Source organism: Kluyvera genomosp. 1, assembly GCF_001266615.1.
Lineage (GTDB): Bacteria > Pseudomonadota > Gammaproteobacteria > Enterobacterales > Enterobacteriaceae > Kluyvera > Kluyvera cryocrescens_A.
The window spans coordinates 235612-260580 of sequence record NZ_LGHZ01000004.1 but is presented as its reverse complement, the minus strand read 5'-3'; the positions used below and the strand labels follow the sequence as shown (position 1 = coordinate 260580).

20 protein-coding genes are annotated in these 24969 nt (G+C 53.5%); 8 read left to right on the top strand and 12 right to left on the bottom strand.

Features of this window, described 5'->3' with window-relative positions:
- Window positions 1-28 precede the first annotated feature (28 nt).
- The 3 genes from mazG to rlmD form a co-directional block, all read right to left on the bottom strand.
- Window positions 29-820 (bottom strand): nucleoside triphosphate pyrophosphohydrolase, encoded by a 792-nt coding sequence (mazG, locus tag KP80_RS03140; protein ID WP_052282127.1) that lies wholly within the window; start codon window positions 818-820, stop codon window positions 29-31.
- A gap of 63 nt (window positions 821-883) precedes the next feature.
- Window positions 884-3118, bottom strand: a complete 2235-nt coding sequence (gene relA / locus KP80_RS03135) for a GTP diphosphokinase (protein WP_052282126.1) — start codon at window positions 3116-3118, stop codon at window positions 884-886.
- Between the two features lie 46 nt (window positions 3119-3164).
- Complete coding sequence (gene rlmD / locus KP80_RS03130; protein WP_052282125.1) at window positions 3165-4466, bottom strand: 23S rRNA (uracil(1939)-C(5))-methyltransferase RlmD; 1302 nt, start codon at window positions 4464-4466, stop codon at window positions 3165-3167.
- Window positions 4467-4522: 56 nt separating this feature from the next.
- Between rlmD and barA the strand changes: the two genes are divergently transcribed.
- Window positions 4523-7276, top strand: a complete 2754-nt coding sequence (barA, locus tag KP80_RS03125) for a two-component sensor histidine kinase BarA (protein ID WP_052282124.1) — start codon at window positions 4523-4525, stop codon at window positions 7274-7276.
- Window positions 7277-7398: 122 nt separating this feature from the next.
- Here barA and KP80_RS03120 read toward each other — a convergent pair whose 3' ends face one another.
- The 7 genes from KP80_RS03120 to syd all read right to left on the bottom strand — a co-directional run bounded on the left by KP80_RS03120 (window position 7399) and on the right by syd (window position 12927).
- A complete protein-coding gene (locus KP80_RS03120) occupies window positions 7399-8538 on the bottom strand; it encodes a glycerate kinase (protein ID WP_052282123.1) in 1140 nt (379 codons plus the stop codon).
- A gap of 86 nt (window positions 8539-8624) precedes the next feature.
- Window positions 8625-9965 carry a glucarate dehydratase gene (gudD, locus tag KP80_RS03115; protein WP_052282122.1) on the bottom strand — a complete coding sequence of 447 codons (1341 nt, stop codon included), beginning with the start codon at window positions 9963-9965 and terminating at the stop codon, window positions 8625-8627.
- Between the two features lie 210 nt (window positions 9966-10175).
- Window positions 10176-10619 carry a flavodoxin gene (locus KP80_RS03110; protein ID WP_052282121.1) on the bottom strand — a complete coding sequence of 148 codons (444 nt, stop codon included), beginning with the start codon at window positions 10617-10619 and terminating at the stop codon, window positions 10176-10178.
- Between the two features lie 15 nt (window positions 10620-10634).
- Complete coding sequence (truC, locus tag KP80_RS03105; protein ID WP_052282120.1) at window positions 10635-11417, bottom strand: tRNA pseudouridine(65) synthase TruC; 783 nt, start codon at window positions 11415-11417, stop codon at window positions 10635-10637.
- Window positions 11417-11746, bottom strand: a complete 330-nt coding sequence (locus tag KP80_RS03100; RefSeq protein WP_052282119.1) for a YqcC family protein — start codon at window positions 11744-11746, stop codon at window positions 11417-11419. The genes truC and KP80_RS03100 overlap by 1 nt, the downstream gene beginning before the upstream one ends.
- 7 nt (window positions 11747-11753) lie before the next feature.
- On the bottom strand, window positions 11754-12005 hold the full coding sequence (locus KP80_RS23215; protein WP_052282118.1) for a hypothetical protein: 252 nt from the start codon (window positions 12003-12005) through the stop codon (window positions 11754-11756).
- Window positions 12006-12381: 376 nt separating this feature from the next.
- Entirely contained in the window at window positions 12382-12927 is a 546-nt protein-coding gene (gene syd, locus KP80_RS03090; RefSeq protein ID WP_052282117.1) for a SecY-interacting protein, read from the bottom strand.
- A gap of 69 nt (window positions 12928-12996) precedes the next feature.
- On the opposite strand from syd, the gene queF reads away from it, so the two are divergent.
- The 5 genes from queF (at window position 12997) to xni (ending at window position 19406) form a co-directional block, all read left to right on the top strand.
- Window positions 12997-13842 (top strand): NADPH-dependent 7-cyano-7-deazaguanine reductase QueF, encoded by an 846-nt coding sequence (queF, locus tag KP80_RS03085; RefSeq protein WP_052282116.1) that lies wholly within the window; start codon window positions 12997-12999, stop codon window positions 13840-13842.
- A gap of 116 nt (window positions 13843-13958) precedes the next feature.
- Window positions 13959-15323, top strand: a complete 1365-nt coding sequence (ppnN, locus tag KP80_RS03080) for a nucleotide 5'-monophosphate nucleosidase PpnN (protein ID WP_052282115.1) — start codon at window positions 13959-13961, stop codon at window positions 15321-15323.
- Between the two features lie 502 nt (window positions 15324-15825).
- Window positions 15826-17115: an HAAAP family serine/threonine permease gene (locus tag KP80_RS03075; protein ID WP_052282114.1), complete on the top strand. Its 1290-nt coding sequence runs from the start codon at window positions 15826-15828 to the stop codon at window positions 17113-17115.
- A 50-nt stretch (window positions 17116-17165) separates the two neighbouring features.
- A complete protein-coding gene (locus KP80_RS03070) occupies window positions 17166-18530 on the top strand; it encodes an L-serine ammonia-lyase (protein ID WP_052282113.1) in 1365 nt (454 codons plus the stop codon).
- 114 nt (window positions 18531-18644) lie between these two features.
- On the top strand, window positions 18645-19406 hold the full coding sequence (gene xni / locus KP80_RS03065; RefSeq protein ID WP_052282112.1) for a flap endonuclease Xni: 762 nt from the start codon (window positions 18645-18647) through the stop codon (window positions 19404-19406).
- Window positions 19407-19458: 52 nt separating this feature from the next.
- On the opposite strand, the gene fucO is transcribed toward xni, so the two are convergent.
- Window positions 19459-20607, bottom strand: coding sequence for a lactaldehyde reductase (fucO, locus tag KP80_RS03060; protein WP_052282111.1), 1149 nt, complete (start codon window positions 20605-20607; stop codon window positions 19459-19461).
- A 27-nt stretch (window positions 20608-20634) separates the two neighbouring features.
- The gene (fucA, locus tag KP80_RS03055) at window positions 20635-21282 is read right to left on the bottom strand and encodes an L-fuculose-phosphate aldolase (RefSeq protein ID WP_052282110.1); all 648 of its coding nucleotides are present in this window, start codon (window positions 21280-21282) and stop codon (window positions 20635-20637) included.
- 545 nt (window positions 21283-21827) lie between these two features.
- On the opposite strand from fucA, the gene fucP reads away from it, so the two are divergent.
- Both fucP and fucI read left to right on the top strand, forming a co-directional pair.
- Window positions 21828-23138, top strand: a complete 1311-nt coding sequence (gene fucP, locus KP80_RS03050) for an L-fucose:H+ symporter permease (RefSeq protein WP_052282109.1) — start codon at window positions 21828-21830, stop codon at window positions 23136-23138.
- Between the two features lie 31 nt (window positions 23139-23169).
- Window positions 23170-24945 (top strand): L-fucose isomerase, encoded by a 1776-nt coding sequence (gene fucI, locus KP80_RS03045; protein ID WP_052282108.1) that lies wholly within the window; start codon window positions 23170-23172, stop codon window positions 24943-24945.
- Window positions 24946-24969: the final 24 nt, after the last annotated feature.

Sequence of the window (24969 nt, the reverse complement as noted above, 5' to 3'; positions counted from 1 at the left end):
ACTTTTCGCCCTTACACACAAAAATTCTTTAGAGATCATATTCCTGCCGTTTTACCTGCTGCCAAACTTCTTCCATGACATCCAGATCCACACCGGTCATTTCCAGGCCACGAGCGGCGACAATACGTTCAACCTCGCGGAAGCGGCGCTCAAACTTTTCATTGGCTTTTTGTAATGCGGTCTCGGCTTTTACCCCTAAATGACGAGATAAATTAACCGTCGCGAACAGCAAATCACCAACTTCCTCCTCCAGTTTAGCTTCATCCACCACGGCCTGCCTGGCTTCATCCATGACTTCATCAATTTCTTCGTACACTTTGTCGACAACCGGCCCCAACGTCTTCCAGTCAAAACCCACCGCCGAGCAGCGCTGCTGAATTTTGTGCGCCCGCATCAGCGCCGGGAAAGCGCGCGGGATGTCATCCAACGCCGAATGCTGTGCCTTTTCAGCACGCTCAGCGGTTTTAATTTGCTCCCAGCGGGTAAGCACTTCCTGGCTGTTACTGGCGCTGGCATCGCTAAAGATATGTGGGTGGCGACGTTCCAGCTTGTCGCTAATGGCGGCGCAAATATCGTTAAAATTAAAACGCCCTTCTTCCTGTGCCATCTGCGCGTAAAACACCACCTGGAATAACAGGTCGCCCAGTTCACCGCGTAGATCGTCAAAGTCTTCGCGCGCAATCGCATCCAGCACTTCGTAGGTTTCTTCTAATGTGTATGGCGCGATAGAACTGAACGTCTGCTCTTTGTCCCACGGACAGCCGTTTTCCGGGTTACGCAGGCGCTGCATAATTCCGAGCAGTCGGTCGATTTGGTTCATGGTGAATCCTTGCAAAATAAGTGTGTTTACCCTCTCCCGGCAGGGAGAGGGTGAAGGGAGGAATTAACCGCCGTGCAAACGACGGGCATCAATCACGTCAGGCACCTGATTGAGCTTGCCGAGCACGCGGCCCAGCACCTGCAGATTGTAAATTTCGATAGTCATATCGATAGTCGCCATCTGCTGCTTGGTATCGCTGCGGCTGGCCACGCCCAGCACGTTTACCTTCTCGTTGGCGAGAATAGTGGTGATATCACGCAATAATCCGCTGCGATCGTTCGCCTGAACGCGAACCACCAGCGAATAACCCGCCGAGTAGCTTTCGCCCCAAACTGCATCAACGATGCGCTCCGGCGCATGCGATTGCAGTTCTGCCAATTGGTCACAGTCCGCACGGTGCACGGAAATACCGCGCCCCTGGGTGATAAACCCAACAATTTCGTCGCCCGGAATAGGCTGGCAGCAGCGTGCAATGTGGTGCATCAGGTTACCTACCCCTTCTACCACAACGCGGCCATTGTCTTTGCTACGGTTGTTCTGCGGCGTATAGCTTTTCTGCTGTAGCTGTTTCAGCGCTGCGGCATCCTGTTCGGCGGCGCTTGGCTTATTAAACTGTGCCTGCAGGAAGTTAACCATCTGGTTGAGACGAATATCGCCGCCGCCGATGGCAGCCAGTAGCTCTTCGACTTCATTGAAGTTATAGCGTGGCAGCAGGTGTTTTTCAGCCTCTTTGAGGCTGATACCCAGATGTTCTAACTCGTCATCGAGGATTTGACGCCCTGCCAGCACGTTCTTGTCTTTGTCCTGCTTGCGGAACCAGGCGTGGATTTTCGAGCGCCCGCGGCTGGTTGTCACATAGCCAAGGTTCGGGTTCAACCAATCACGACTTGGGTTAGGTTGTTTCTGGGTGATAATTTCAATCTGGTCGCCCATCTGCAACTGATAGGTGAACGGCACGATACGGCCGCCAATCTTCGCCCCGATACAGCGGTGCCCGACATCGCTGTGAATGTGATAAGCAAAGTCGAGCGGCGTGGAGCCCGCCGGCAGGTCCACCACATCGCCTTTTGGCGTAAACACATACACCCGGTCGTCAAAGACCTGGCTGCGGACTTCATCCAGCATTTCGCCAGAATCTGCCATCTCTTCCTGCCACGCAATCAGCTTACGCAGCCAGGCAATACGGTCTTCGTAGCCAGAACGCAGACCCGTTGCGGTGCCTTCTTTGTACTTCCAGTGCGCAGCAACGCCCAGCTCGGCATCTTCATGCATCTGTTTAGTACGAATCTGGATTTCTATGGTTTTACCATTCGGCCCCAGCACCACGGTATGGATGGACTGATAGCCATTGGGTTTCGGGTTCGCGACGTAGTCATCGAACTCATCCGGCAGGTGGCGATAGTGAGTGTGCACTATCCCCAACGCGGCATAGCAGTCCTGCAGACGCTCAGCCACGATACGCACCGCGCGCACATCAAACAGCTCGTCAAAGGCGAGGTGTTTTTTCTGCATTTTGCGCCAGATGCTGTAGATATGTTTTGGGCGACCGTAAACTTCGGCTTTGACCCCTTCCGTTTTCATTTCACTGCGCAGGTGGCCGACAAAATCATTGATGTACGATTCGCGGTCGATACGGCGTTCGTGCAGCAGTTTGGCGATACGTTTGTATTCTGCAGGGTGCAGGTAGCGGAAACAGTAATCTTCCAGCTCCCATTTTAGCTGACCGATACCCAAGCGGTTGGCGAGCGGCGCATAGATGTTGGTGCACTCTTTTGCCGCCAGCACGCGCTCATCTTCCGGCGCATCTTTCACTTCGCGCAGATGGGCAATACGCTCGGCAAGCTTGATAACAACGCAGCGGAAATCATCGACCATCGCCAGCAGCATCCGGCGGACGTTATCGACCTGTTCAGAAGAGACGGCATCGGTATGCGTGGCTTTCAGTTGACGGATGGCCGCCATATCGCGAACGCCGTGAATCAGTGCCACCACCGACTGCCCAGCGCTTTCACTCAGCACCTCTTCGCTCACCACGTTAGCATCAACTAACGGAAACAGCAGCGCCGCGCGCAGCGTGTCGTTATCCATGCTCAGCGTAGAGAGGATTTCGACCATTTCTACACCGCGCCACAGCATCAGCTCGGCGTCGGAGCGCCCCACGGTTTGGCGACGACAATAATCCCAGGTTTCGGCTAAGCGCTCACACGACTGCTGGCTGGAAATTCCCAGACTAGTGATCCATTTCTGCGGGTCAAATTCCCCAGCTTTGTTTAAATGTGCACTTCTTACCGCAACCATTGTCCTCTCCTTTCAGGGACAGGCCTGCCGAAGTCGGCAAGCCAAGTTATAACTTACGCTCAAACAACACCATCGATTCCAGGTGCCCAGTGTGCGGGAACATATCAAGCATTGCCAGACGCTGAATTTGGTAACCTGCACTCAGCAATGCCTCGCTATCGCGCGCCAGCGTTGCCGGATTACAAGAGACATAGACCACCCGCGTCGGCGCTAATTTTATAACATGCTGCATCACGCCCGGTGCGCCAGCACGGGCAGGATCGAGTAAAACTTTGTCAAAGCCGTGCTTAGCCCACGCCTGTAGCGTGACGTCATCTTCCAGATTCTCGTGGAAGAAGGTGACATTCTGCAGGAGGTTCTGCGCTGCATTCTCGCGGCCTTTTGCAACCAGCGCTGGTACGCCTTCCACTCCGACAACGCTCGCCGCCTGCTTCGCTAACGGCAGCGTGAAATTACCCATGCCGCAGAATAGATCCAGCACCCGATCGGTCGGCTGAATATCCAGCCATGCCAGAGCGGTAGCCACCATCTGCTGATTGACGCCGTCATTGACCTGAATAAAATCGCGTGGGCTGAAGGTTAAGCGTAGCCCGTCTGAGGAATACCAGGGGGATTCACCCGTAACGCGTTCAAGTATCTCGCTTTCCGGCGCCAGATAAAGCGCAACGCCCGAAGAATGCGAAAAGCGTTCCAGTTTTTCTTTATCTTCCGCAGTTAATGCCGCCGTGTGCCTCAGCACCATCAGCGGGCCGTTGTCAGCACTGACTAACTCCACGTGCCCTAACTGACGCTTACCCTTCAACCCGCTCAAACATTCGCGTACCGCAGGCAATAGCGCCTCAAGGCTGGGCACCAAAACGGGGCACTGCACCACTTCGATGATTTCATTTGAATTAGCCTTGCGAAACCCCATCTGCAATTGTTGGGTCTTTGGCTGATAATTCAAGCTTAACCGCGCGCGACGACGGTAGCCCCAAGGCTCTCCAGCAATGACGGCGTCGACGTCATGTTTCATTAAACGATTCAGTGCCGCACGCTTGCTGCGCTGTTGTAGTGCAACCGACGCATGCTGCTGCTGGCAGCCGCCGCACACACCAAAATGTGGGCAACGCGGGGTTTCGCGTTCAGAACTGCTGCTCAGACGACGTTTAACCTGCCCGCGTGCGTACTGTTTTTTATCTTCCGTGATGGTGATTTCTGCACTTTCCTCAGGAAGTAACCCGTTGATGAATAATGCTTTACCGTTGTGGCGCGCCACTCCTTGCCCGAAGGGATCAAGATCGTTGACTGTCACGGTTATGATCTGGCGCGTCGTCACGCGCCGTTTTGCAGAGTAGAATTGCGCCATCGTAGAGATTTTTCTCAATCAAAAATATTGCACTGATTCTCCCACAACGGACCTCCATGACCAACTACAGCCTTCGTGCAAGAATGATGATTTTGATCCTGGCACCAACCGTATTAATCGGTTTACTGCTCAGCATCTTCTTCGTCGTACACCGCTATAACGACCTGCAGCGTCAACTGGAAGACGCCGGCGCCAGCATTATTGAGCCGCTTGCCGTCTCCAGCGAATACGGTATGAATTTACAAAACCGTGAATCGATCGGTCAGTTGATTAGCGTACTTCACCGCCGGCACTCCGATATCGTGCGCGCGATTTCCGTCTACGATGAACACAATAAACTGTTCGTGACCTCCAACTATCAGTTGGACCCTGGCGATTTACAGCTGCCGCGCGGCATGCCGTTCCCCCGGAGGCTGAGCGTGACGCGTCATGGCGATATCATGATTCTGCGCACGCCAATTATTTCGGAACACTATTCGCCGGATGAATCACCTCAGTCAGATGCTAAAACGCCAGTCAATATGCTGGGCTACGTCGCGCTTGAGCTGGATCTCAAATCAGTACGTCTTCAGCAATACAAAGAGATCTTTATTTCCAGCGTGATGATGCTGTTTTGTATTGGTATTGCACTGATCTTCGGCTGGCGACTGATGCGGGACGTCACCGGGCCGATACGCAACATGGTCAACACCGTTGACCGTATTCGCCGTGGGCAGCTCGATAGCCGCGTTGAAGGCTTCATGCTCGGCGAGCTGGATATGCTGAAAAACGGCATTAACTCGATGGCGATGTCGCTTGCCGCCTACCACGAAGAGATGCAGCACAACGTCGATCAGGCAACGTCGGATCTGCGCGAAACGCTGGAGCAGATGGAGATCCAGAACGTCGAGCTGGATCTGGCTAAAAAGCGCGCCCAGGAAGCGGCGCGTATCAAGTCTGAATTCCTTGCCAACATGTCGCATGAGCTGCGCACGCCGCTTAACGGTGTGATTGGCTTTACCCGTCTGACGCTAAAAACCGAGCTGAATCCGACGCAACGTGACCATCTGAGCACCATCGAACGCTCGGCAAACAATTTGCTGGCCATCATCAATGACGTTCTCGATTTCTCAAAGCTCGAAGCCGGCAAACTGCTTTTGGAAAGTATTCCGTTCCCACTGCGCAATTCGCTTGATGAAGTGGTCACGCTACTCGCCCATTCCGCCCACGATAAAGGACTGGAATTAACGCTCAGCATTAAAAACGATGTGCCGGATAACGTCATTGGCGACCCGCTCCGCTTACAGCAGGTCATCACTAATCTGGTCGGTAATGCCATCAAATTTACCGAGAATGGCAACATCGATGTGCTGGTTGAACAGCGTGCCATCAGTAACAACAAAGTGCAGATTGAAGTGCAAATCCGCGACACCGGCATCGGTATCCCGGAACGCGATCAATCGCGTCTGTTCCAGGCATTTCGTCAGGCCGATGCCAGTATTTCTCGCCGTCACGGCGGTACCGGGCTGGGGCTGGTTATCACCCAAAAACTGGTGCGCGAAATGGGCGGCGATATCTCCTTCCACAGCCAGCCAAACCGGGGCTCGACCTTCTGGTTTAACATTAATCTCGATCTGAACCCTAACGTGGTGTCCGATGGCCCTGATACCAGCAGCCTAAAAGGAAAACGCATCGCCTACGTGGAAGCCAACGCGGCGGCGGCTCAGGCCACGCTGGACATGCTAGCCTCCACACCGCTGGAAGTGGTCTATGCGGTCAGCATTGCCGCCTTACCGGTAGAGTTTTATGACATCCTGCTGGTTGCTGTCCCGGTCTCGGTACGCGACCTCAGCATGCATCAGGAAAAACTCAATATCGCCCTCGGCATGACCGAACTGCTGGTGCTGGCACTGCCGTGCCATGCTCATGTCGACGCGGAAGCGCTGAAGAAAAACGGCGCTGCGGCCTGTCTGCTAAAACCGCTGACCGCCACTCGTTTACTGCCCGTGCTGCTGGAGTTTAGCCGCAGCGCGCCCTCTTTGATTGAACTGCCCAACACCGAACATCGTCTGCCAATGACGGTGATGGCGGTTGATGACAATCCCGCGAACCTGAAACTCATTGGCGCACTACTTGATGATCAGGTCCAGCACGTTGAGCTGTGCGAGAGCGGGCAGCAGGCAATTGAGTGCGCCAAACAGATGAAGTTCGATCTCATTTTGATGGATATTCAGATGCCGGATATCGATGGCATCCGCGCCTGTGAACTCATTCGCCAACTACCGCACCAGCAACAGACGCCGGTGATTGCCGTCACCGCGCACGCCCTCGCAGGGCAAAAAGAGAAGCTGCGCGCAGCCGGGATGAACGATTATCTGGCGAAGCCGATTGAAGAAAATCGGCTGCATGATTTGCTGTTGCGCTATAAGCCCGGCGTCAATACGCCACCACGTCCTTTACAACAAGAACCAATCGAGCCGCCGATTGATCTAAACGCTACGCTCGACTGGCAGCTGGCGTTACGTCAGGCCGCCTACAAACCGGATTTGGCGCGTGAAATGCTGCAAATGCTGGTTGCTTTCCTGCCGGAAATCCGCAACAAAGTGGAGGAGCAACTGGTGGGAGAGGAACCGGAAAATCTGGTCGATGCCATCCACAAACTCCACGGAAGCTGCGGATACAGCGGTGTGCCGCGGCTGAAGCACTTGTGCCAGTTAATTGAAGGCCAGCTGCGCAGCGGCACCCCGGCAGAAGATCTGGAACCTGAGTTGCTTGAACTACTGGATGAGATGGACAATGTCACCCGGGAGACCCGGAAGATTTTGGGATAGCACCTACCCGGCAGCGCGCAGTGTTGCCGGGTGACGCTAGTTAGGCCGGCTCAAATAAAACGCCCCTACGAAATTCTGTTTCGTATTGCCGTGGGCATTAGGCAACGCTGTCGGGAAAAACTCTACAGCGTCTGCCCTATCTTGATCGCGGCCGCAATGTTCCGCGCCGCCATCCGCACATTATCACCTGCCTGAGCTAAGGCATCTTCAAGCGAACAAATGCGGTAGAGAACGCTAAATACCGCATCCACCCCGTGTTGATGCACCACGCCGACATCCTCCGTCAGACTGCCAGCGATGCCAATAACTGGAATATGATGACGTTTGGCCACTCGCGCTACGCCCACAGGAACTTTACCGTGAATGGTCTGACTATCCATCCGTCCCTCGCCGGTGATCACCAGATCCGCACCCGCCACCAGCGCCTCTAAATGCAGCGCGTCAGTAACGATATCGATACCGGGCCGCAGCTTTGCGCCACAGAAGGCATACAGCGCGGCGCCCATCCCTCCGGCAGCACCACCACCTTCCAGTGTCAGTACATCGATGGCTAAATCCTGTTTCATCCGCTGAGCAAAATGCATCAGCGCATCATCCAGTTGGACCACCATTTCCGGTGTTGCCCCTTTCTGCGGGCCAAACACCGCAGAAGCCCCGTCGTCACCCGTCAGCGGGTTAGTGACATCGCAGGCCACGTCTATCTGACAGTGTGCCAAACGGCTATCCAGCCCACTGACATCAATCTTTGCCAGCGTTGCCAGGCCAGCGCCACCGTAGGCAATTTGCTGATTTTCAGCCGTCAGCAGTTTCGCGCCTAGCGCCTGAACCATCCCCGCACCGCCGTCATTGGTGGCGCTGCCGCCTAAACCGATGATGATCCGCTTTACGCCCAGATCCAGGGCGTGACGAATCAACTCACCGGTTCCCCATGACGTGGTTTTCAGTGGGTTACGCTTTGCAGCCGTTAAGAGTTCAAGGCCGCTTGCCGCCGCCATTTCAATAAACGCGCACTGCTCGTCACCCGACACACCGTAAAATGCCGCCACCGTCTCACCCAGCGGCCCGGTCGCCTCGACGTCAATAATGCGCCCTTGTGTCGCCGCGACCATGGCTTCCACGGTACCTTCGCCCCCGTCAGCTACCGGAATCTTTACGTATTCAGCGTCGGGGTAAATTTCCCGAAAGCCCGATTCAATGGCGCTTGCGACATCAAGTGCACTCAGACTTTCCTTGTAAGAATCCGGGGCAATCACAATTTTCATGGGCTGTCCTTATGCGGTTAGCAGCAGTGTTCTACACACCCTCATGTGTAGAACACTGCCGGCTCCTGTTGGAACCGGCATTAATTTTAGCGCACCATACACGGGCGTTTGTTATCAAAGGTCCAGTTTGGGATCAGGTACTGCATTCCCATCGCATCATCACGCGCACCAAGACCGTATTTTTTATACAGTTCATTGGCTTGCATAACCTGATCCATATCCAGCTCTACCCCCAGACCCGGTTTGTTTGGCACCTGAACCATCCCGCCGTTAATCTCAAACGGCTCTTTAGTTAGGCGCTGATTCCCCTCCTGCCAGATCCAATGGGTATCGATAGCGGTGATTTTACCCGGAGCGGCGGCGGCAACATGGGTAAACATCGCGAGCGAAATATCAAAGTGGTTGTTGGAATGCGATCCCCAGGTCAGGCCAAACTCATGGCACATCTGCGCCACGCGAACCGAGCCCTGCATAGTCCAAAAATGCGGATCGGCAAGCGGGATATCCACCGACTGAAGGGCCAGGGTATGGCCCATCTGACGCCAGTCGGTGGCAATCATATTGGTGGCGGTCGGAAGGCCCGTCGCGCGGCGGAACTCTGCCATCACCTCACGCCCGGAGAACCCTTGCTCAGCGCCGCACGGATCTTCAGCGTAGGCCAGCGTCCCCTTCAGGTATTTACCGATTTTAATCGCTTCATCCAGCGACCACGCACCGTTTGGATCAAGGGTGACGCGCGCCTGCGGGAAGCGTTTCGCCAGTGCTACTATAGACTCGGCTTCTTCTTCACCGGCCAGCACCCCGCCCTTGAGTTTAAAATCGTTGAAGCCGTATTTTTCATATGCTGCTTCCGCCAGGCGTACCACCGCATCCGGCGTCATCGCCTCGTCATGGCGCAGACGATACCAGTCGCAGCGCTCATCTGGCTGGCTCTGATACGGCAGCGGCGTCGCGTGACGGTTGCCGACAAAGAACAAATAGCCGAGCATTTCCACTTCGTTACGCTGCTGACCGTCGCCCAGTAACGAGGCCACATTGACGCCCAAATGCTGGCCTAACAGATCGAGCATCGCAGCTTCAATACCGGTGACCACGTGGATCGTCGTACGCAGGTCGAATGTTTGCAGGCCACGACCGCTAGAATCGCGATCGGCGAAGGTACTGCGGACGGTATTCAACACGTTTTTATACTCGCCGAGGGTTTTCCCCACGACCAGCGGAATGGCGTCTTCCAGCGTCAGTCGAATCTTTTCACCGCCCGGAATTTCACCTACGCCCGTATGGCCCGCGTTATCGTTGATAATCACAATATTGCGGGTAAAAAACGGCGCGTGCGCCCCGCTCAGATTCATTAGCATGCTGTCACGCCCGGCAACCGGGATCACCTGCATAGATGTCACGATGGGCGTTGAAGAGGAAATGGTCATGGCTTAATCCTTGTTAACTGTAACGACTGCCGTAAGCACAGTGACTCAGCGCCTCGACTCGTCGACTAAAAGCAGTATAAGAAGCAATAGATAAGCGCTCATCGTGCATATGCACAATATTGGAGGGGATTATTGTTTACTTGTATGGCCAACGAACAAATAGCAACCGGTACAAACCTGTTGTACCGGTTGAAAAAAGAAGAGAGTGCTCTATTTAAGCAATGTCGCCCACTGCTCAACCCACGGATTAGAAACGCTTTCCGGCTCTGGGTCTTCTGAAGCGTCAATCATCAGCATGTCGCCAACGCGCTGAGCGCTTTGTTCTTGTAGCAGCGCATCAAAGCGTTTACCGCCACCGCAAAAATTAGCGTAGGTGCTATCTCCCAGCGCAATAATGCCGTAGCGTAAATGTGGCTGATACATGTCCTGAAGATCGTTGTACAGCGGTACGATGCTGTCAGGCAAATCGCCCTGTCCGGTTGTGGAAGTCACGACCAGAACGTATTTCCCGGTGTAACTTTCCCAATCGCCCACCATCGGATCTTCAAAGACTTTTGCCTGGTGGCCGAGACCGGTCAGAATGGTTTCCGCTTCTTCCGCCACCAGCAGCGAATTGCCGTACATGGTACCTACAAAAATCCCGACTTCTGCCATGATTTAACTCCCTGTTTACTTCTGGATAGCTTCATCCTGACCGCTGTCGGCAACAAACTCAACCCTTTCATTCTCAGGGAGAAGTCCGCGCCAGCCGAAATGTGATAAAGCCTGCATCCAGACGTCATCCAACCCGGCTCGAATCACTAGAGGTTCACCCGTGAACGGATGAGTCAGCGACAGCTGGCTGGCGTGCAGCATCAGCCGACTACAGCCAAAATGCTCGAGCGCGCTGCGATTCTGACGTAAATCACCGTGCTTGCTGTCGCCTATCATCGGGTGGCGAAGATGGGACATATGGCGGCGCAGCTGATGCTTACGGCCCGTTTTCGGATCCAGTTCCACCAACCCATAACGCGTCGTCGGATAACGCCCGGTCGCCACCGGCATTTCCACCGTCGCCAGGCCGCGATAGTGGGTTACCGCAGGCTGCGGTTCTTTATTCTCGCGAGCGAACTTATCGGCGATTTTATCCAGCTCTTCTACCAGCGGATAGTCGAGCACCGCGTCGTCAGTGAGCCAACCACGCACAATCGCGTGGTAACGCTTTTGAATCAGGTGCTGTTCAAACTGCTGAGACAAACGGCGGCCCGCTTCGCTGGAAAGCCCCATCAACAGGACACCTGACGTTGGCCGATCAAGACGATGGGCGGTAAAAACGTGCTGACCAATTTGGTCACGCACCGTTTGCATCACGACCACTTTTTCATCGCGATCGAGCCAGCTGCGATGAACCAACCAACCGGACGGCTTGTTGACCGCCACCAGCCATTCATCCTGGTAAATAATTTCCAGCATCAGCGCGCGTCGTCCGCGAAGAAAGTGTCCAGCTCGCTCAACGGTGGCAGGATAATCTCGCGCAGCGGATGGGCTGTATCGAGAGCCATCTCATAGTAGGGTGCGATGGCGAAATCTTTTGGTAGCGGCATGCCGCTATCCAGTAGCTGATGCATACGCGGGATCAACACCCACTGTAGCCACTCAAGCGGCTCCAGCGTATCCATGCAAAAAGGCTGATCGCTGGCGAAAGCGCTGTCGTGCGGGGCGGTCTCTTGCCAATGCTGATGCTGACGAAGCAGAGTTTCAATTAGCAGGAGTTGGTCGCGTAGGCTGTCGTGGCGTGTCATGGAAACCTCAGAGGAAACAAAATCGGGCGCAGAATACCACTTCTGGTTGGCGAGAAACAAAAAAAAGGGAGCACTGTATAAACAGTGCTCCCGGTTCGTTTCGCAGCAATCCAGCTACTTTTGGTGCTCCCTGCTCGTCCGTGACAACTTTTCCTATGGTCTCCTGACCTGTTCGTCCATAAACGGCTGCTTCCTGCATCACACCACCCCGATGTGATTTCACCCAATCCTTGAGTGTGTCCCGATCTTCCTGATCCACCAGATATCCTGTCTGGCTCTCATTCTCCGTCCTGGAGGTGTCCTTTAACGCGTTCCTGCGTGATCCTGCGCTTCATCCTGAAGCCTTTCCTTGTATCACCTTCCCGGTGTGTCCTATGAAGTGTCATCATCCTGATGTTCACTTCACTGTGCGACTCCCTGTCGACGTAGATAGAATCCGCTATTCCGCCCCGTCTTACAAGTGCCTCACAGGAAAACCCTTAAGGCTTACACGATTAAAAAATAGCAGAATAAAAACTCATCTAATTGATATAAAAAGAAATAGTTAATTTAACGTGATGAGTATCCTACTTACATTCTGGCGATCTCCTACAGTACGTGTAAGAGATCTCTCACAAAGTGACGGGCAAACTGTCTTACAGAAGTGGATTAAGTTGAGTCAGGAAACTCGCAAGGGAGGAGGCTAGCGGCAGGCGGTTACGGGTTCCGAGGGTCTCTTTGACCACTTCACCGGTCACGTTACACACGGAAATCACATCCAGTTCACTGTCCAGCGTCGCAATAAACAGAGTCGGCGAAAGCTTCAAACGCTTCTGCGTGACCAGGTGACCAATCAGGTTCTCCTGCACACGGAGGAAATCGTCGCGGCTCCATGCCTGCAGCAATGTCAGGGTTTCCCCCATAAACAGCGCCTGCATATCACCCGCATACTGGGTGGTATAATAACTGTGAATGGGTTGTTGTACCACGATACCCATAGCACGCTCAACGCCATTTACATTTTGCTCGCCGTCAAACGGCTGTGGCTGCCAGAATACGGCATCATCAGTGGTCGACACCTGACACGGCGATGGGATGCCATAAAGCTCTTCGCTTCGCGGCAGGCTATTGTGGTCGCGCTGCCAGGCATCGCAATAGCGTTGGGTAAAGGCATGTAATGCTTCTGCAGTCTGCTGATCCACGAATTTCTCTCTTCAGGTTAGCCAGGATACACTAGGTACAATAGTGTACCTGCTTTATAACGGTGAAACATGTCTTCTTATGAGAACCATCAGGCGCTCTCGGGCCTGACGCTGGGTAAAACCACAGATTACCGCGATACCTACGATGCCAGCCTGCTTCAGGGCGTGCCGCGCAGCTTAAATCGCGATCCGCTTGGCCTGCATGCCGATTCACTGCCCTTCCACGGCGCTGATATCTGGACCCTGTACGAACTCTCCTGGCTCAACGCTAAAGGGTTACCGCAGGTTGCCGTGGGTCACGTCGAGTTGAGCCATGAAACGGTGAATCTGGTCGAGTCAAAAAGCTTTAAGCTTTATCTCAATAGCTTTAACCAGACCCGTTTTGCCAACTGGGAAGCTGTTCAGGAAACGCTGGAGCGCGATCTCAGCGCCTGCGCACAGGGCAAAGTGACCGTCGCGCTGTATCGTCTTGATGAGATTGAAGGCCAGCCGATTGCGCATTTCCACGGTAGCTGCATCGACGAGCAGAATATTGAGATCGAGAGCTATCAGTTCAATGCCGACTATCTCGAAGGCGCAGCCGGAGAAAAAGTGGTGCAGGAGACGCTGGTCAGCCATCTGCTGAAGTCCAACTGTCTGATCACTCACCAGCCGGACTGGGGCTCCGTACAGATTCAGTATCGTGGTCCGCAGATCGACCGCGAAAAGCTGCTGCGTTATTTGGTCTCTTTCCGCCACCACAATGAATTCCACGAACAGTGCGTCGAGCGTATTTTCAACGACATTCTGCGTTTCTGCGCGCCGGAAAGCCTGAGCGTCTACGCGCGTTATACCCGTCGCGGTGGGCTGGATATTAACCCTTGGCGTTCGAATACCGATTTTGTCCCGGCAATTGGTCGTCTGGTACGCCAGTAATCTGAACAATTTCTCAATACTGCGCACATTGTTCCGCGCATGAGGTTGTCGTAACCGGGCCTGCGAGGCTATTGTAATCACTAAGGAAGACGATTTTCGTCCCATAAGGAGTTCCCTTGATTACACATATTAGCCCGCTAGGCTCGATGGATATGTTGTCACAGCTGGAAGTGGACATGCTTAAGCGCACGGCCAGCACTGACCTGTACCAATTGTTCCGTAATTGTTCACTGGCCGTACTGAACTCAGGCAGCCTGACCGATAACAGCAAAGAGCTGCTATCCCGCTTTGAAAGTTTTGATATCAACGTGCTGCGTCGCGAACGTGGCGTCAAACTCGAACTGATTAACCCGCCGGAAGACGCTTTCGTCGACGGGCGGATTATTCGCTCGTTACAGGCCAACCTGTTTGCAGTACTGCGCGATATTCTGTTCGTTTACGGACAAATTCATAACACCGTCCGCTTTCCGAATCTCGATTTAGAAAGCTCAGCGCATATCACTAACCTCGTCTTCTCCATCCTGCGTAACGCCCGCGCGCTGCATGTCGGCGAAGCGCCAAGCATGGTGGTCTGCTGGGGTGGTCACTCCATCAATGAAAACGAATACCTGTACGCTCGCCGCGTCGGTAATCAGCTGGGTCTTCGCGAGCTGAATATCTGCACGGGCTGTGGCCCAGGTGCGATGGAAGCTCCGATGAAAGGCGCCGCGGTAGGTCACGCGCAGCAGCGCTACAAAGAAGGCCGCTTTATCGGCATGACCGAACCCTCCATCATTGCCGCTGAGCCGCCTAACCCACTGGTGAATGAGCTCATCATCATGCCAGACATCGAGAAGCGTCTGGAAGCGTTTGTCCGTATTGCCCACGGTATCATTATCTTCCCAGGCGGCGTGGGCACGGCAGAAGAGCTGCTGTATCTGCTGGGGATTTTGATGAACCCGGCCAACAAAGATCAGGTTCTACCGCTGATTCTCACCGGGCCGAAAGAGAGCGCCGACTACTTCCGCGTACTGGACGAATTTGTGGTGCATACGCTGGGTGAAGGCGCGCGACGTCACTACAAAATCATCATTGATGATGAAGTGGAAGTGGCGCGGCAGATGAAAAAAGCGATGCCGCTAGTGAAAGAAAACCGCCGCGACACCGGGGATGCATACAGCTTCAACTGGTCGATTCGAATTGCGCCTGACCTACAGATGCCATTTGAACCATCGCACGAGAACATGGCGAATCTGAAGCTCTATCCTGACCAGCCGGTTGAAGTACTGGCTGCCGATCTGCGCCGCGCCTTCTCAGGCATTGTGGCCGGTAACGTAAAAGAGGTGGGGATTCGTGCCATTGAAGAGTTTGGTCCCTATAAGATTCACGGCGATAAAGAGATGATGCGCCGGATGGACGAACTTCTGCAGGGCTTTGTGGCCCAGCACCGTATGAAACTTCCTGGCTCTGCCTACATTCCTTGCTATGAAATCTGCGCCTAAGTCTCCCTCTTAGCGTATTTCACTCCCACCCCGGCGATATTCTTCGCCGGGATTTCATCAAATGACGCGAAATAAATGCTTTCCTACAGCCCAAGCCAATCGTTTGCGTAATAGAGGTGACCGCACATTATCAGCAATAGTTATGATTGGGCGCTAAAAAACGCCACTTTCTCTATTTTTATCAGCAAAAACATCGTATTTACTCCCTTCCCCATTTACCACTCATACTGCCAATGTTAGCCTTCGCGCCCATAAATTTTCGCATAAAAGCTAATCACAGGGTAAAGACCTGCAATAACCTACTTCAAAAGTGGATTATTACATTTGCGATCATGATCACTGATAGATTGACCAGTTAAATGTACATTTGCGCTCGCCAAAAACGGCGTTGGGTAAAAATCATAAAAAAACCGACGCGTATAAAATTTAATATTGTGTTTATCGTTATTTTTACTTTATTTGACTAAAAAATTAGCATTTTTCCTTCCTCCAGGAGATACAGATGGAAAACACTCAAACCAGCACTATCGTCACAGCAGAATCTGCTAGCGGATGGCGCAAAACAGATACAATGTGGATGCTGGGTCTTTACGGCACTGCAATCGGCGCGGGCGTACTGTTCCTGCCGATTAACGCCGGCGTAGGCGGCATGATTCCGCTTATCATTATGGCAATCCTTGCTTTCCCAATGACCTTCTTCGCCCACCGCGGCCTGACTCGTTTCGTGCTGTCCGGTAAAAACCCTGGCGAAGACATCACTGAAGTGGTTGAAGAACACTTCGGCATTGGCGCAGGTAAACTGATTACCCTGCTTTACTTCTTCGCTATCTACCCAATTCTGTTGGTATACAGCGTCGCCATCACTAACACCGTCGAGAGCTTCCTGGCTCATCAGCTGCACATTACGCCGCCACCGCGTGCGCTTCTGTCGCTGATCCTGATCGTCGGTATGATGACCATCGTTCGCTTCGGTGAGCAGATGATTGTGAAAGCGATGAGTATCCTGGTATTCCCATTTGTTGCCGCACTGATGGTGCTGGCTCTGTACCTGATTCCCCAGTGGAGCGGTGCGGCGCTGGAAACGCTGTCCTTCAGCAGCGCAGCATCTACCGGTAAAGGCCTGTGGATGACTCTGTGGCTGGCAATCCCGGTCATGGTGTTCTCCTTCAACCACTCACCGATCATCTCTTCCTTCGCGGTTGCTAAGCGTGAAGAGTACGGCCAGGGCGCAGAGAAAAAATGCTCCTCCATTCTGGCTCGCGCTCACATCATGATGGTGTTGACCGTCATGTTCTTCGTCTTCAGCTGTGTACTGAGCCTGTCCCCAGCGGACCTGGCTGCGGCGAAAGAGCAGAACATCTCTATCCTGTCTTACCTGGCAAACCACTTTAACGCGCCGGTTATCGCATGGATGGCACCAATCATCGCGATTATCGCTATCACCAAATCCTTCCTCGGCCACTACCTGGGCGCACGTGAAGGCTTTAACGGGATGGTTATCAAGTCTCTGCGCGGCAAAGGCAAAACCATCGAAATCAGCAAGCTGAACAAAATCACTGCGCTGTTCATGCTGGTTACCACCTGGATTGTGGCAACCCTGAACCCAAGCATCCTCGGTATGATTGAGACCCTGGGCGGCCCAATCATCGCGATGATTCTGTTCCTGATGCCGATGTATGCCATTCAGAAAGTACCGGCAATGCGTAAGTACAGCGGTCACATCAGCAACGTCTTCGTTGTTCTGATGGGTCTTATCGCTATCTCCGCAATCTCCTACTCTCTGTTCAGTTAATCCCCTGCGCCGCCTTCGGGCGGCGCACCTCGTTACACAATGGACGCCTCATGATTAGCGTATTCGATATTTTCAAAATCGGCATTGGTCCTTCCAGCTCACATACCGTCGGGCCAATGAAAGCAGGCAAACAATTCACGGACGACTTGATTGCGCGTGGGATCCTCACTGATATCACTCGCGTAGTCGTCGATGTTTACGGCTCACTGTCTCTGACCGGTAAAGGTCACCACACCGATATCGCCATCATTATGGGCCTGGCAGGAAACCTGCCGGATACCGTCGATATCGACTCCATCCCGGCATTTATCCAGGATGTGAATACCCACGGTCGACTGTTGTTGGCTAACGGCCAGCATGAAGTAGAGTTCCCGGTTGATCAGTGTATGAATTTCCATACCGACAACCTCTCTCTGCACGAAAACGGCATGCGTATCACCGCGCTAGCAGGTGACAAAGCGGTTTACAGCAAAACCTATTATTCCATCGGCGGTGGTTTTATCGTCGATGAAGAGCACTTTGGTCAGGAAACTGAGGCCCCGGTTGCGGTCCCTTACCCGTACAACAACGCCGCCGACCTGCAGCGTCATTGCAAAGAAACCGGTCTATCGCTGTCCGGGCTGATGATGCAAAACGAACTGGCGCTGCACAGCAAAGAAGAGTTGGAAAAACACTTTGCTGATGTTTGGGCGGTGATGAAAGGCGGAATTGAACACGGCATCACCACCGAAGGCGTATTGCCAGGTAAGCTGCGTGTTCCACGCCGTGCCGCCGCGCTGCGCCGTATGCTGGTAAGCCAGGATAAAGTGAACAGCGACCCAATGGCTGTCGTTGACTGGATCAACATGTTCGCGCTGGCAGTCAACGAAGAGAACGCCGCTGGCGGGCGCGTTGTCACCGCACCAACCAACGGTGCCTGCGGTATCGTTCCGGCGGTGCTGGCCTACTACGACAAGTTTATCCGTGAAGTGAACGCTAACTCGCTGGCGCGCTATATGCTGGTTGCCAGCGCGATTGGCTCACTGTACAAGATGAACGCCTCTATCTCGGGCGCCGAAGTCGGTTGCCAGGGCGAAGTCGGCGTAGCCTGCTCTATGGCGGCAGCGGGTCTGGCAGAGCTTCTGGGCGCAAGCCCGGCGCAGGTCTGCATCGCGGCGGAAATCGGCATGGAACACAATCTCGGTCTGACCTGTGACCCGGTTGCCGGTCAGGTTCAGGTGCCGTGCATTGAGCGTAACGCGATTGCTTCCGTGAAGGCGGTCAACGCTGCGCGTATGGCACTGCGTCGCACCAGCGAGCCGCGCGTGTGTCTCGATAAGGTTATCGAAACCATGTACGAAACCGGCAAAGATATGAACGCAAAATACCGCGAAACGTCTCGTGGCGGTTTAGCGATGAAAGTTTCCTGCGATTAAGCATTTCCCAGAGGCCTCGTTTTGCGAGGCCTCTTCCCGTTTTATCCCCCATCAATAGCCTCATCTGGCCGTGAATGTTACCCTTAGCACCCGTTCAGTTAAGGAGAACACCGCGTGGCCGTTCATTTGCTTATCGTTGACGCGCTCAATTTAATCCGCCGAATCCACGCCGTTCAGGGTTCACCCTGCGTGGAAACCTGCCAGCACGCGTTAGATCTGCTGATCGTTCACAGTCAGCCAACGCATGCGGTGGCGGTGTTTGATGACGAAGCCCGTAACAGCGGCTGGCGGCATCAGCGACTCCCGGACTATAAAGCGGGGCGGGCCCCCATGCCCGATGCGCTACACGCGGAAATGCCCGCCCTGCGCGCGGCATTCGAACAACGCGGCGTACAGTGCTGGGTTTCAACCGGCAATGAAGCCGATGATTTGGCCGCTACTCTAGCGGTAAAGGTGACTCAGGCGGGGCACCAGGCAACTATCGTGTCTACCGACAAGGGTTACTGCCAGTTGCTATCACCGACGCTACAAATCCGCGATTATTTTCAAAAACGCTGGCTGGACTCCCCATTTATCGAAAAAGAGTTTGGCGTGTTGCCACAGCAACTTCCCGACTTCTGGGGGCTGGCAGGGATAAGCAGTTCAAAAGTCCCTGGCGTGGCAGGCATCGGTGCCAAAAGCGCCACCCAACTGCTGGTACAGTTCGGGACTCTGGAAGCACTGTATGAGCGTTTGGAAGACGTGCCCGAAAAGTGGCGCAAGAAACTCGTGGAGCATCGGGAAATGGCGTTTTTGTGCCGGGATATCGCGCGCCTGCAAACCGATCTCCATATCGACGGGAATTTACAGCAGCTAAGGCTGCCTCGCACAGCCTGAAAAACATAAAGCCATCAGACAAGCTGATGGCGTTGATATGCCGAATACAACACTACCAGGCAGTATGATACAGCTCGACAATATCAGAAAGACGGGCTTCGCGCGGGTTTCCCCCCGTACACACATCTTCAAACGCCGCCTGTGCCAGCGCCGGGATATCTTCCTTGCTGACGCCAACATCGCGCAGATGTAGCGGGATGCCAACATCCTGGTTTAACGCAAAGACAGCATCAATTGCCGCAGTTCGCGCAGCCGTAAGGCTTAGCCCTTCCACCTTAATCCCCATTGCCCGTGCGATATCACGAAACTTCTCGCCGGTAGACTCCGCGTTAAAACGCATGATGTGGGGTAGCAAAATAGCATTCGCCACGCCGTGCGGAGTGTTATAAAACGCCCCCAGCGGATGCGCCATACCGTGAACCAGCCCCAGCCCGACATTCGAAAACCCCATCCCTGCCACGTATTGCCCCAGCGCCATCGCTTCACCGGCATCGCGCTCACCCGCGACGGAACCCCGCAGCGCCCCGGCAATAATCTCAATCGCCTTGATGTGCAGAGCATCGGTCAATGCCCAGGCGCCACGAGTAATATAGCCTTCAATCGCATGGGTCAGCGCATCAACACCTGTTGCGGCTTTCAGTGAAGGCGGCATACCATCCATCATGTCGGCGTCAATAAAGGCGACCTGCGGAATGTCGTGGGGATCGACGCATACAAACTTACGCCGCTTCTCTTCATCGGTGATGACATAGTTAATGGTCACTTCAGCCGCCGTTCCCGCCGTCGTAGGGATTGCCATGACGGGAACGCTAGGTTTACGGGTAGGTGACAGCCCTTCGAGGCTACGAACATCCGCAAACTCAGGATTATTACTGATAATACCAATCGCCTTGCAGGTATCCTGCGGTGACCCACCGCCAATCGCGATGAGATAGTCCGCACCGCTATGCTGGAAGACGTTCAGCCCCTCTTGTACAACACCGATCGTCGGATTGGGAATTACGCCAGAGTAGATCTCCCACGCCAAACCTGCCTCATCCATTTTACCCGTCACCTTTGCCACCACTCCGCACTGCAGCAGCGTTTTATCGGTGACGATTAACGCCTTGCGATAGCCGCGGCGTTTAACCTCATCACAAAGCGACGAGACCGCCCCACGGCCAAACCACGCCGTTTCATTCAGAATCATTCTGTTAGCCATTGCCCTTCTCCCGTGTGTCTCGCGACATCACTCTTCAATACGCAGCCCGTAGGTTTTGAATTTTTCCAGAACGATGGCGATCGCCTCATCGCTAAGCGCCGGAACCGGATCGGTAATCGCCAACGTGCTGAGATATAGCTGTGCCAACACTTCAACTTCATGTGCCAGCCATAAGGCTTTTTCCAGATTATCCTCGCAGGCGATAAGCCCATGGTGCTGCAGCAGCGTCGCTTTACGGTTTTTCAGGGCAACGGCGACGTACTCGGACAGCTCACGCGTGCCAAAGGTGGCATACGGGGCACAGGGGATGGAGTTCCCTCCGGCGGCAGCAATCATGTAATGAATGGCCGGGATAGGCCGGTTAAGAATAGAAACAGCGGTACAGTGCACGGCATGGTTATGCACCACCGCATGTGCATCCGGGCGCGTCTGATAGGCAGCCATATGGAAGCGCCATTCGCTTGATGGCAATTTGCCCTCTTCATGATGCCCCTCGGCATCGATATAAACGATGTGCGCTTCAGTCAGCTTCTCATACGGGATCCCCGTTGGGGTGATAAGCATCCCCCCCTGATAACGCACGCTGACGTTACCTGCAGTGCCCTGATTTAATCCCAGACGCGTCATTTCCAGGCAGGTATTAATAATCTGCCGTGCTAGTGTATTTCGTTCCATTTATGACCTCTCTTGATGATGCTAATGCCACAACAGAATAACGTTGCTGATTCTGTTGAATTAACCGTCCACTTACTCACCATCATCATATTGAAGAGCCATAATGGAATTCCCTGGGTTTTATTTTGTGACCACCATCAATTAATCCCCTAAAATACTTTGCTGCACTTAAAAAATCACCGTGATAAAAATGACCGCTCTTAGCAATATTTATAGAAACGGGCATTTTCTTTCCACAACCAATAAATGCCCGTTTTCACAACAATAAATTAAATCGGTCATACCGACTGTGGGTTTTAATATTTATTTTCTCAAACGGGCATTGTTTACAGGAAATTAAAGTGACAGCTATCACATAAAAATATCAACATATCGCCAAATGTGACCGTCATCATATTAAAGAGCCTTTTTTACTCGAAAATGAATTCACGAGTTCATTCCTGACCATCACTTTACCTCAGGTAAGAAAAGCGAACTCTTTTGTTTTTACGGTCTGATCGCTAAAAAGGACCACACTCTGACGCTTCTGAATCAATGAGGATGTTATGGGAAATACAACAATACAAACGCAGAGCTTTCGTGCAGTGGATGCAGGACAAGCTCAGCGCTACATTATTCCTTTTGCTCTGCTTTGCTCACTGTTTTTTCTTTGGGCAGTCGCGAATAACCTAAACGACATTTTATTACCCCAGTTTCAGCAGGCCTTTACCTTAACTAATTTCCAGGCCGGGTTGATTCAATCTGCATTTTACTTCGGTTATTTTGTCATTCCTATCCCTGCTGGGATCCTGATGAAAAAGCTGAGTTATAAAGCCGGCATCATTACCGGGTTATTCCTATATGCCTTCGGCGCAGCACTATTCTGGCCAGCAGCTGAAGTCATGAATTACACACTATTTCTAATTGGACTATTTATTATCGCCGCAGGGCTAGGTTGTCTTGAAACAGCAGCGAACCCATTTGTAACGGTATTAGGCCCTGAGAACGGTGGTCACTTCCGCCTAAATCTGGCGCAAACATTTAATTCATTTGGCGCTATTATTGCGGTTGTATTTGGGCAAAGTCTTATTTTGTCTAACGTGCCACATAAATCCCAGGATGTGCTCGATAAAATGTCGCCAGAGCAGCTCAGTACCTATAAACACAGTCTGGTGTTATCGGTACAGACGCCTTATATGATCATCGTGGCAGTTGTCCTGCTGGTTGCCCTGCTGATCATGTTCACTAAATTTCCAGCTCTACAAAGTGACGACCACTCAGAGACCACACAGAGTTCATTCTCCGCGTCTATTTCCCGCCTGGTGCGTATTCGCCACTGGCGCTGGGCGGTGCTGGCACAGTTTTGCTATGTCGGTGCGCAAACAGCCTGCTGGAGTTATCTGATTCGCTACGCCATTGAAGAGATCCCCGGCATGACACCCGGTTTTGCCGCTAACTATCTGACCGGCACGATGGTGTGCTTCTTCATCGGCCGCTTTACTGGCACCTGGCTTATCAGCCGCTTCGCGCCGCATAAAGTGCTCGCCACCTATGCTTTGCTGGCGATGATTCTATGTCTAATTTCCGCCTTAAGCGGCGGCCACTTTGGCCTGTTAGCGCTAACGCTGTGCAGTGCATTTATGTCGATTCAGTACCCCACCATCTTTTCCCTGGGGATCAAAAATCTGGGACAGGACACCAAATATGGCTCCTCTTTCATCGTCATGACCATTATCGGCGGCGGTATCGTGACGCCGGTTATGGGCTTCGTCAGCGACGCCGCAGGCAATATCCCAACCGCAGAATTGGTTCCGGCCCTGTGCTTCGCCGTCATCTTCATCTTTGCCCGTTTCCGTTCACAAACGGCAACGCATTAATCTTTTATCCGAATAACGTGAGGGATCTGTAATGAAAAAAATCAGCTTACCGAAAATTGGTATCCGCCCGGTGATTGATGGCCGTCGTATGGGCGTCCGTGAATCGCTGGAAGAGCAGACCATGAACATGGCAAAGGCGACCGCGGTACTTATCACGGAGAAACTCCGCCACGCCTGCGGCGCGCAAATTGAGTGCGTCATTGCCGATAGCTGTATCGCCGGTATGGCGGAATCGGCCGCCTGTGAAGAGAAATTCAGCGGTTTGAACGTTGGCGTGACTATCACCGTGACACCATGTTGGTGCTACGGTAGCGAAACCATCGATATGGATCCAATGCGCCCGAAAGCAATCTGGGGCTTTAACGGCACTGAGCGCCCTGGTGCCGTTTATCTGGCGGCCGCGCTGGCAGCACATAGCCAAAAAGGCATTCCGGCATTCTCTATCTACGGTCACAACGTTCAGGATGCGGATGACACCTCTATTCCTGCCGACGTTGAAGAAAAATTGCTGCGCTTCGCCCGCGCCGGTTTGGCGGTAGCCAGCATGAAAGGCAAAAGCTACCTCTCCGTTGGCGGCGTATCGATGGGGATTGCGGGTTCGATTGTTGACCATAACTTCTTTGAATCCTGGCTTGGCATGAAGGTACAAGCGGTAGATATGACCGAACTACGCCGCCGCATCGACCAGAAAATCTATGACGAAGCGGAACTCGAAATGGCGCTCGCGTGGGCGGACAAAAACTTCCGCTACGGCGAAGATCAAAACGCTCAGCAATATAAGCGCAACGAGGCACAAAGCCGCGCAGTGCTCAAAGAGAGCCTGCTAATGGCAATGTGCATTCGCGACATGATGCAGGGTAATAAAAAGCTGGCGGATAAAGGGCTGGTTGAGGAGTCGCTCGGCTATAACGCCATTGCGGCGGGCTTCCAGGGCCAGCGCCACTGGACCGATCAATACCCTAACGGCGATACCGCCGAAGCGCTACTGAACAGTTCCTTTGACTGGAACGGCGTGCGCGAACCGTTTGTCGTCGCCACCGAAAACGACAGCCTTAACGGTGTAGCCATGTTGATGGGCCACCAGCTTACCGGCACCGCGCAGGTCTTCGCCGACGTCCGCACCTATTGGTCACCAGAAGCAGTACAGCGTGTTACCGGAAAACCCCTCAGCGGGTTGGCTGAGCACGGTATTATCCATTTGATCAACTCTGGCTCAGCGGCACTGGACGGTTCATGCAAGCAGCGCAATAGCGAGGGCAAACCGACCATGAAGCCGCACTGGGAAATCAGCCAGCAGGAAGCCGATGCTTGCCTCGCGGCCACCGAGTGGTGCCCGGCGATTCATGAATATTTCCGCGGCGGCGGTTTCTCCTCTCGCTTCCTTACCGAAGGTGGCGTGCCGTTTACGATGACCCGCGTCAATATCATTAAAGGTCTGGGTCCGGTACTCCAGGTTGCCGAAGGCTGGAGCGTGGCGCTGCCAAAAGAGATGCATGACCAGCTTGATGCACGCACCAACTCCACCTGGCCAACCACCTGGTTTGCACCGCGCCTGACCGGTAAAGGGCCGTTCACTGATGTCTACTCGGTGATGGCTAACTGGGGGGCTAACCACGGCGTGCTGACTATTGGTCACGTCGGCGCTGACTTTATTACGTTAGCCTCAATGCTGCGCATTCCGGTCTGCATGCACAACGTGGAAGAGTCGCAGATCTATCGCCCTTCTTCCTGGTCGGCACACGGCATGGATAGCGAAGGTCAGGATTATCGTGCCTGTCAGAACTACGGCCCGCTGTACAAACGTTAATACGCAGCGCCCTTCCTGATACAG

Bases quoted from the DNA above. Each gene is read 5' to 3' on its own strand.
- mazG (WP_052282127.1), bottom strand. From the start codon at position 820: ATGAACCAAATCGACCGACTGCTCGGAATTATGCAGCGCCTGCGTAAC.
- relA (WP_052282126.1), bottom strand. From the start codon at position 3,118: ATGGTTGCGGTAAGAAGTGCACATTTAAACAAAGCTGGGGAATTTGAC.
- rlmD (WP_052282125.1), bottom strand. From the start codon at position 4,466: ATGGCGCAATTCTACTCTGCAAAACGGCGCGTGACGACGCGCCAGATC.
- barA (WP_052282124.1), top strand. From the start codon at position 4,523: ATGACCAACTACAGCCTTCGTGCAAGAATGATGATTTTGATCCTGGCA.
- KP80_RS03120 (WP_052282123.1), bottom strand. From the start codon at position 8,538: ATGAAAATTGTGATTGCCCCGGATTCTTACAAGGAAAGTCTGAGTGCA.
- gudD (WP_052282122.1), bottom strand. From the start codon at position 9,965: ATGACCATTTCCTCTTCAACGCCCATCGTGACATCTATGCAGGTGATC.
- KP80_RS03110 (WP_052282121.1), bottom strand. From the start codon at position 10,619: ATGGCAGAAGTCGGGATTTTTGTAGGTACCATGTACGGCAATTCGCTG.
- truC (WP_052282120.1), bottom strand. From the start codon at position 11,417: ATGCTGGAAATTATTTACCAGGATGAATGGCTGGTGGCGGTCAACAAG.
- KP80_RS03100 (WP_052282119.1), bottom strand. From the start codon at position 11,746: ATGACACGCCACGACAGCCTACGCGACCAACTCCTGCTAATTGAAACT.
- queF (WP_052282116.1), top strand. From the start codon at position 12,997: ATGTCTTCTTATGAGAACCATCAGGCGCTCTCGGGCCTGACGCTGGGT.
- KP80_RS03075 (WP_052282114.1), top strand. From the start codon at position 15,826: ATGGAAAACACTCAAACCAGCACTATCGTCACAGCAGAATCTGCTAGC.
- KP80_RS03070 (WP_052282113.1), top strand. From the start codon at position 17,166: ATGATTAGCGTATTCGATATTTTCAAAATCGGCATTGGTCCTTCCAGC.
- fucO (WP_052282111.1), bottom strand. From the start codon at position 20,607: ATGGCTAACAGAATGATTCTGAATGAAACGGCGTGGTTTGGCCGTGGG.
- fucA (WP_052282110.1), bottom strand. From the start codon at position 21,282: ATGGAACGAAATACACTAGCACGGCAGATTATTAATACCTGCCTGGAA.
- fucP (WP_052282109.1), top strand. From the start codon at position 21,828: ATGGGAAATACAACAATACAAACGCAGAGCTTTCGTGCAGTGGATGCA.
- fucI (WP_052282108.1), top strand. From the start codon at position 23,170: ATGAAAAAAATCAGCTTACCGAAAATTGGTATCCGCCCGGTGATTGAT.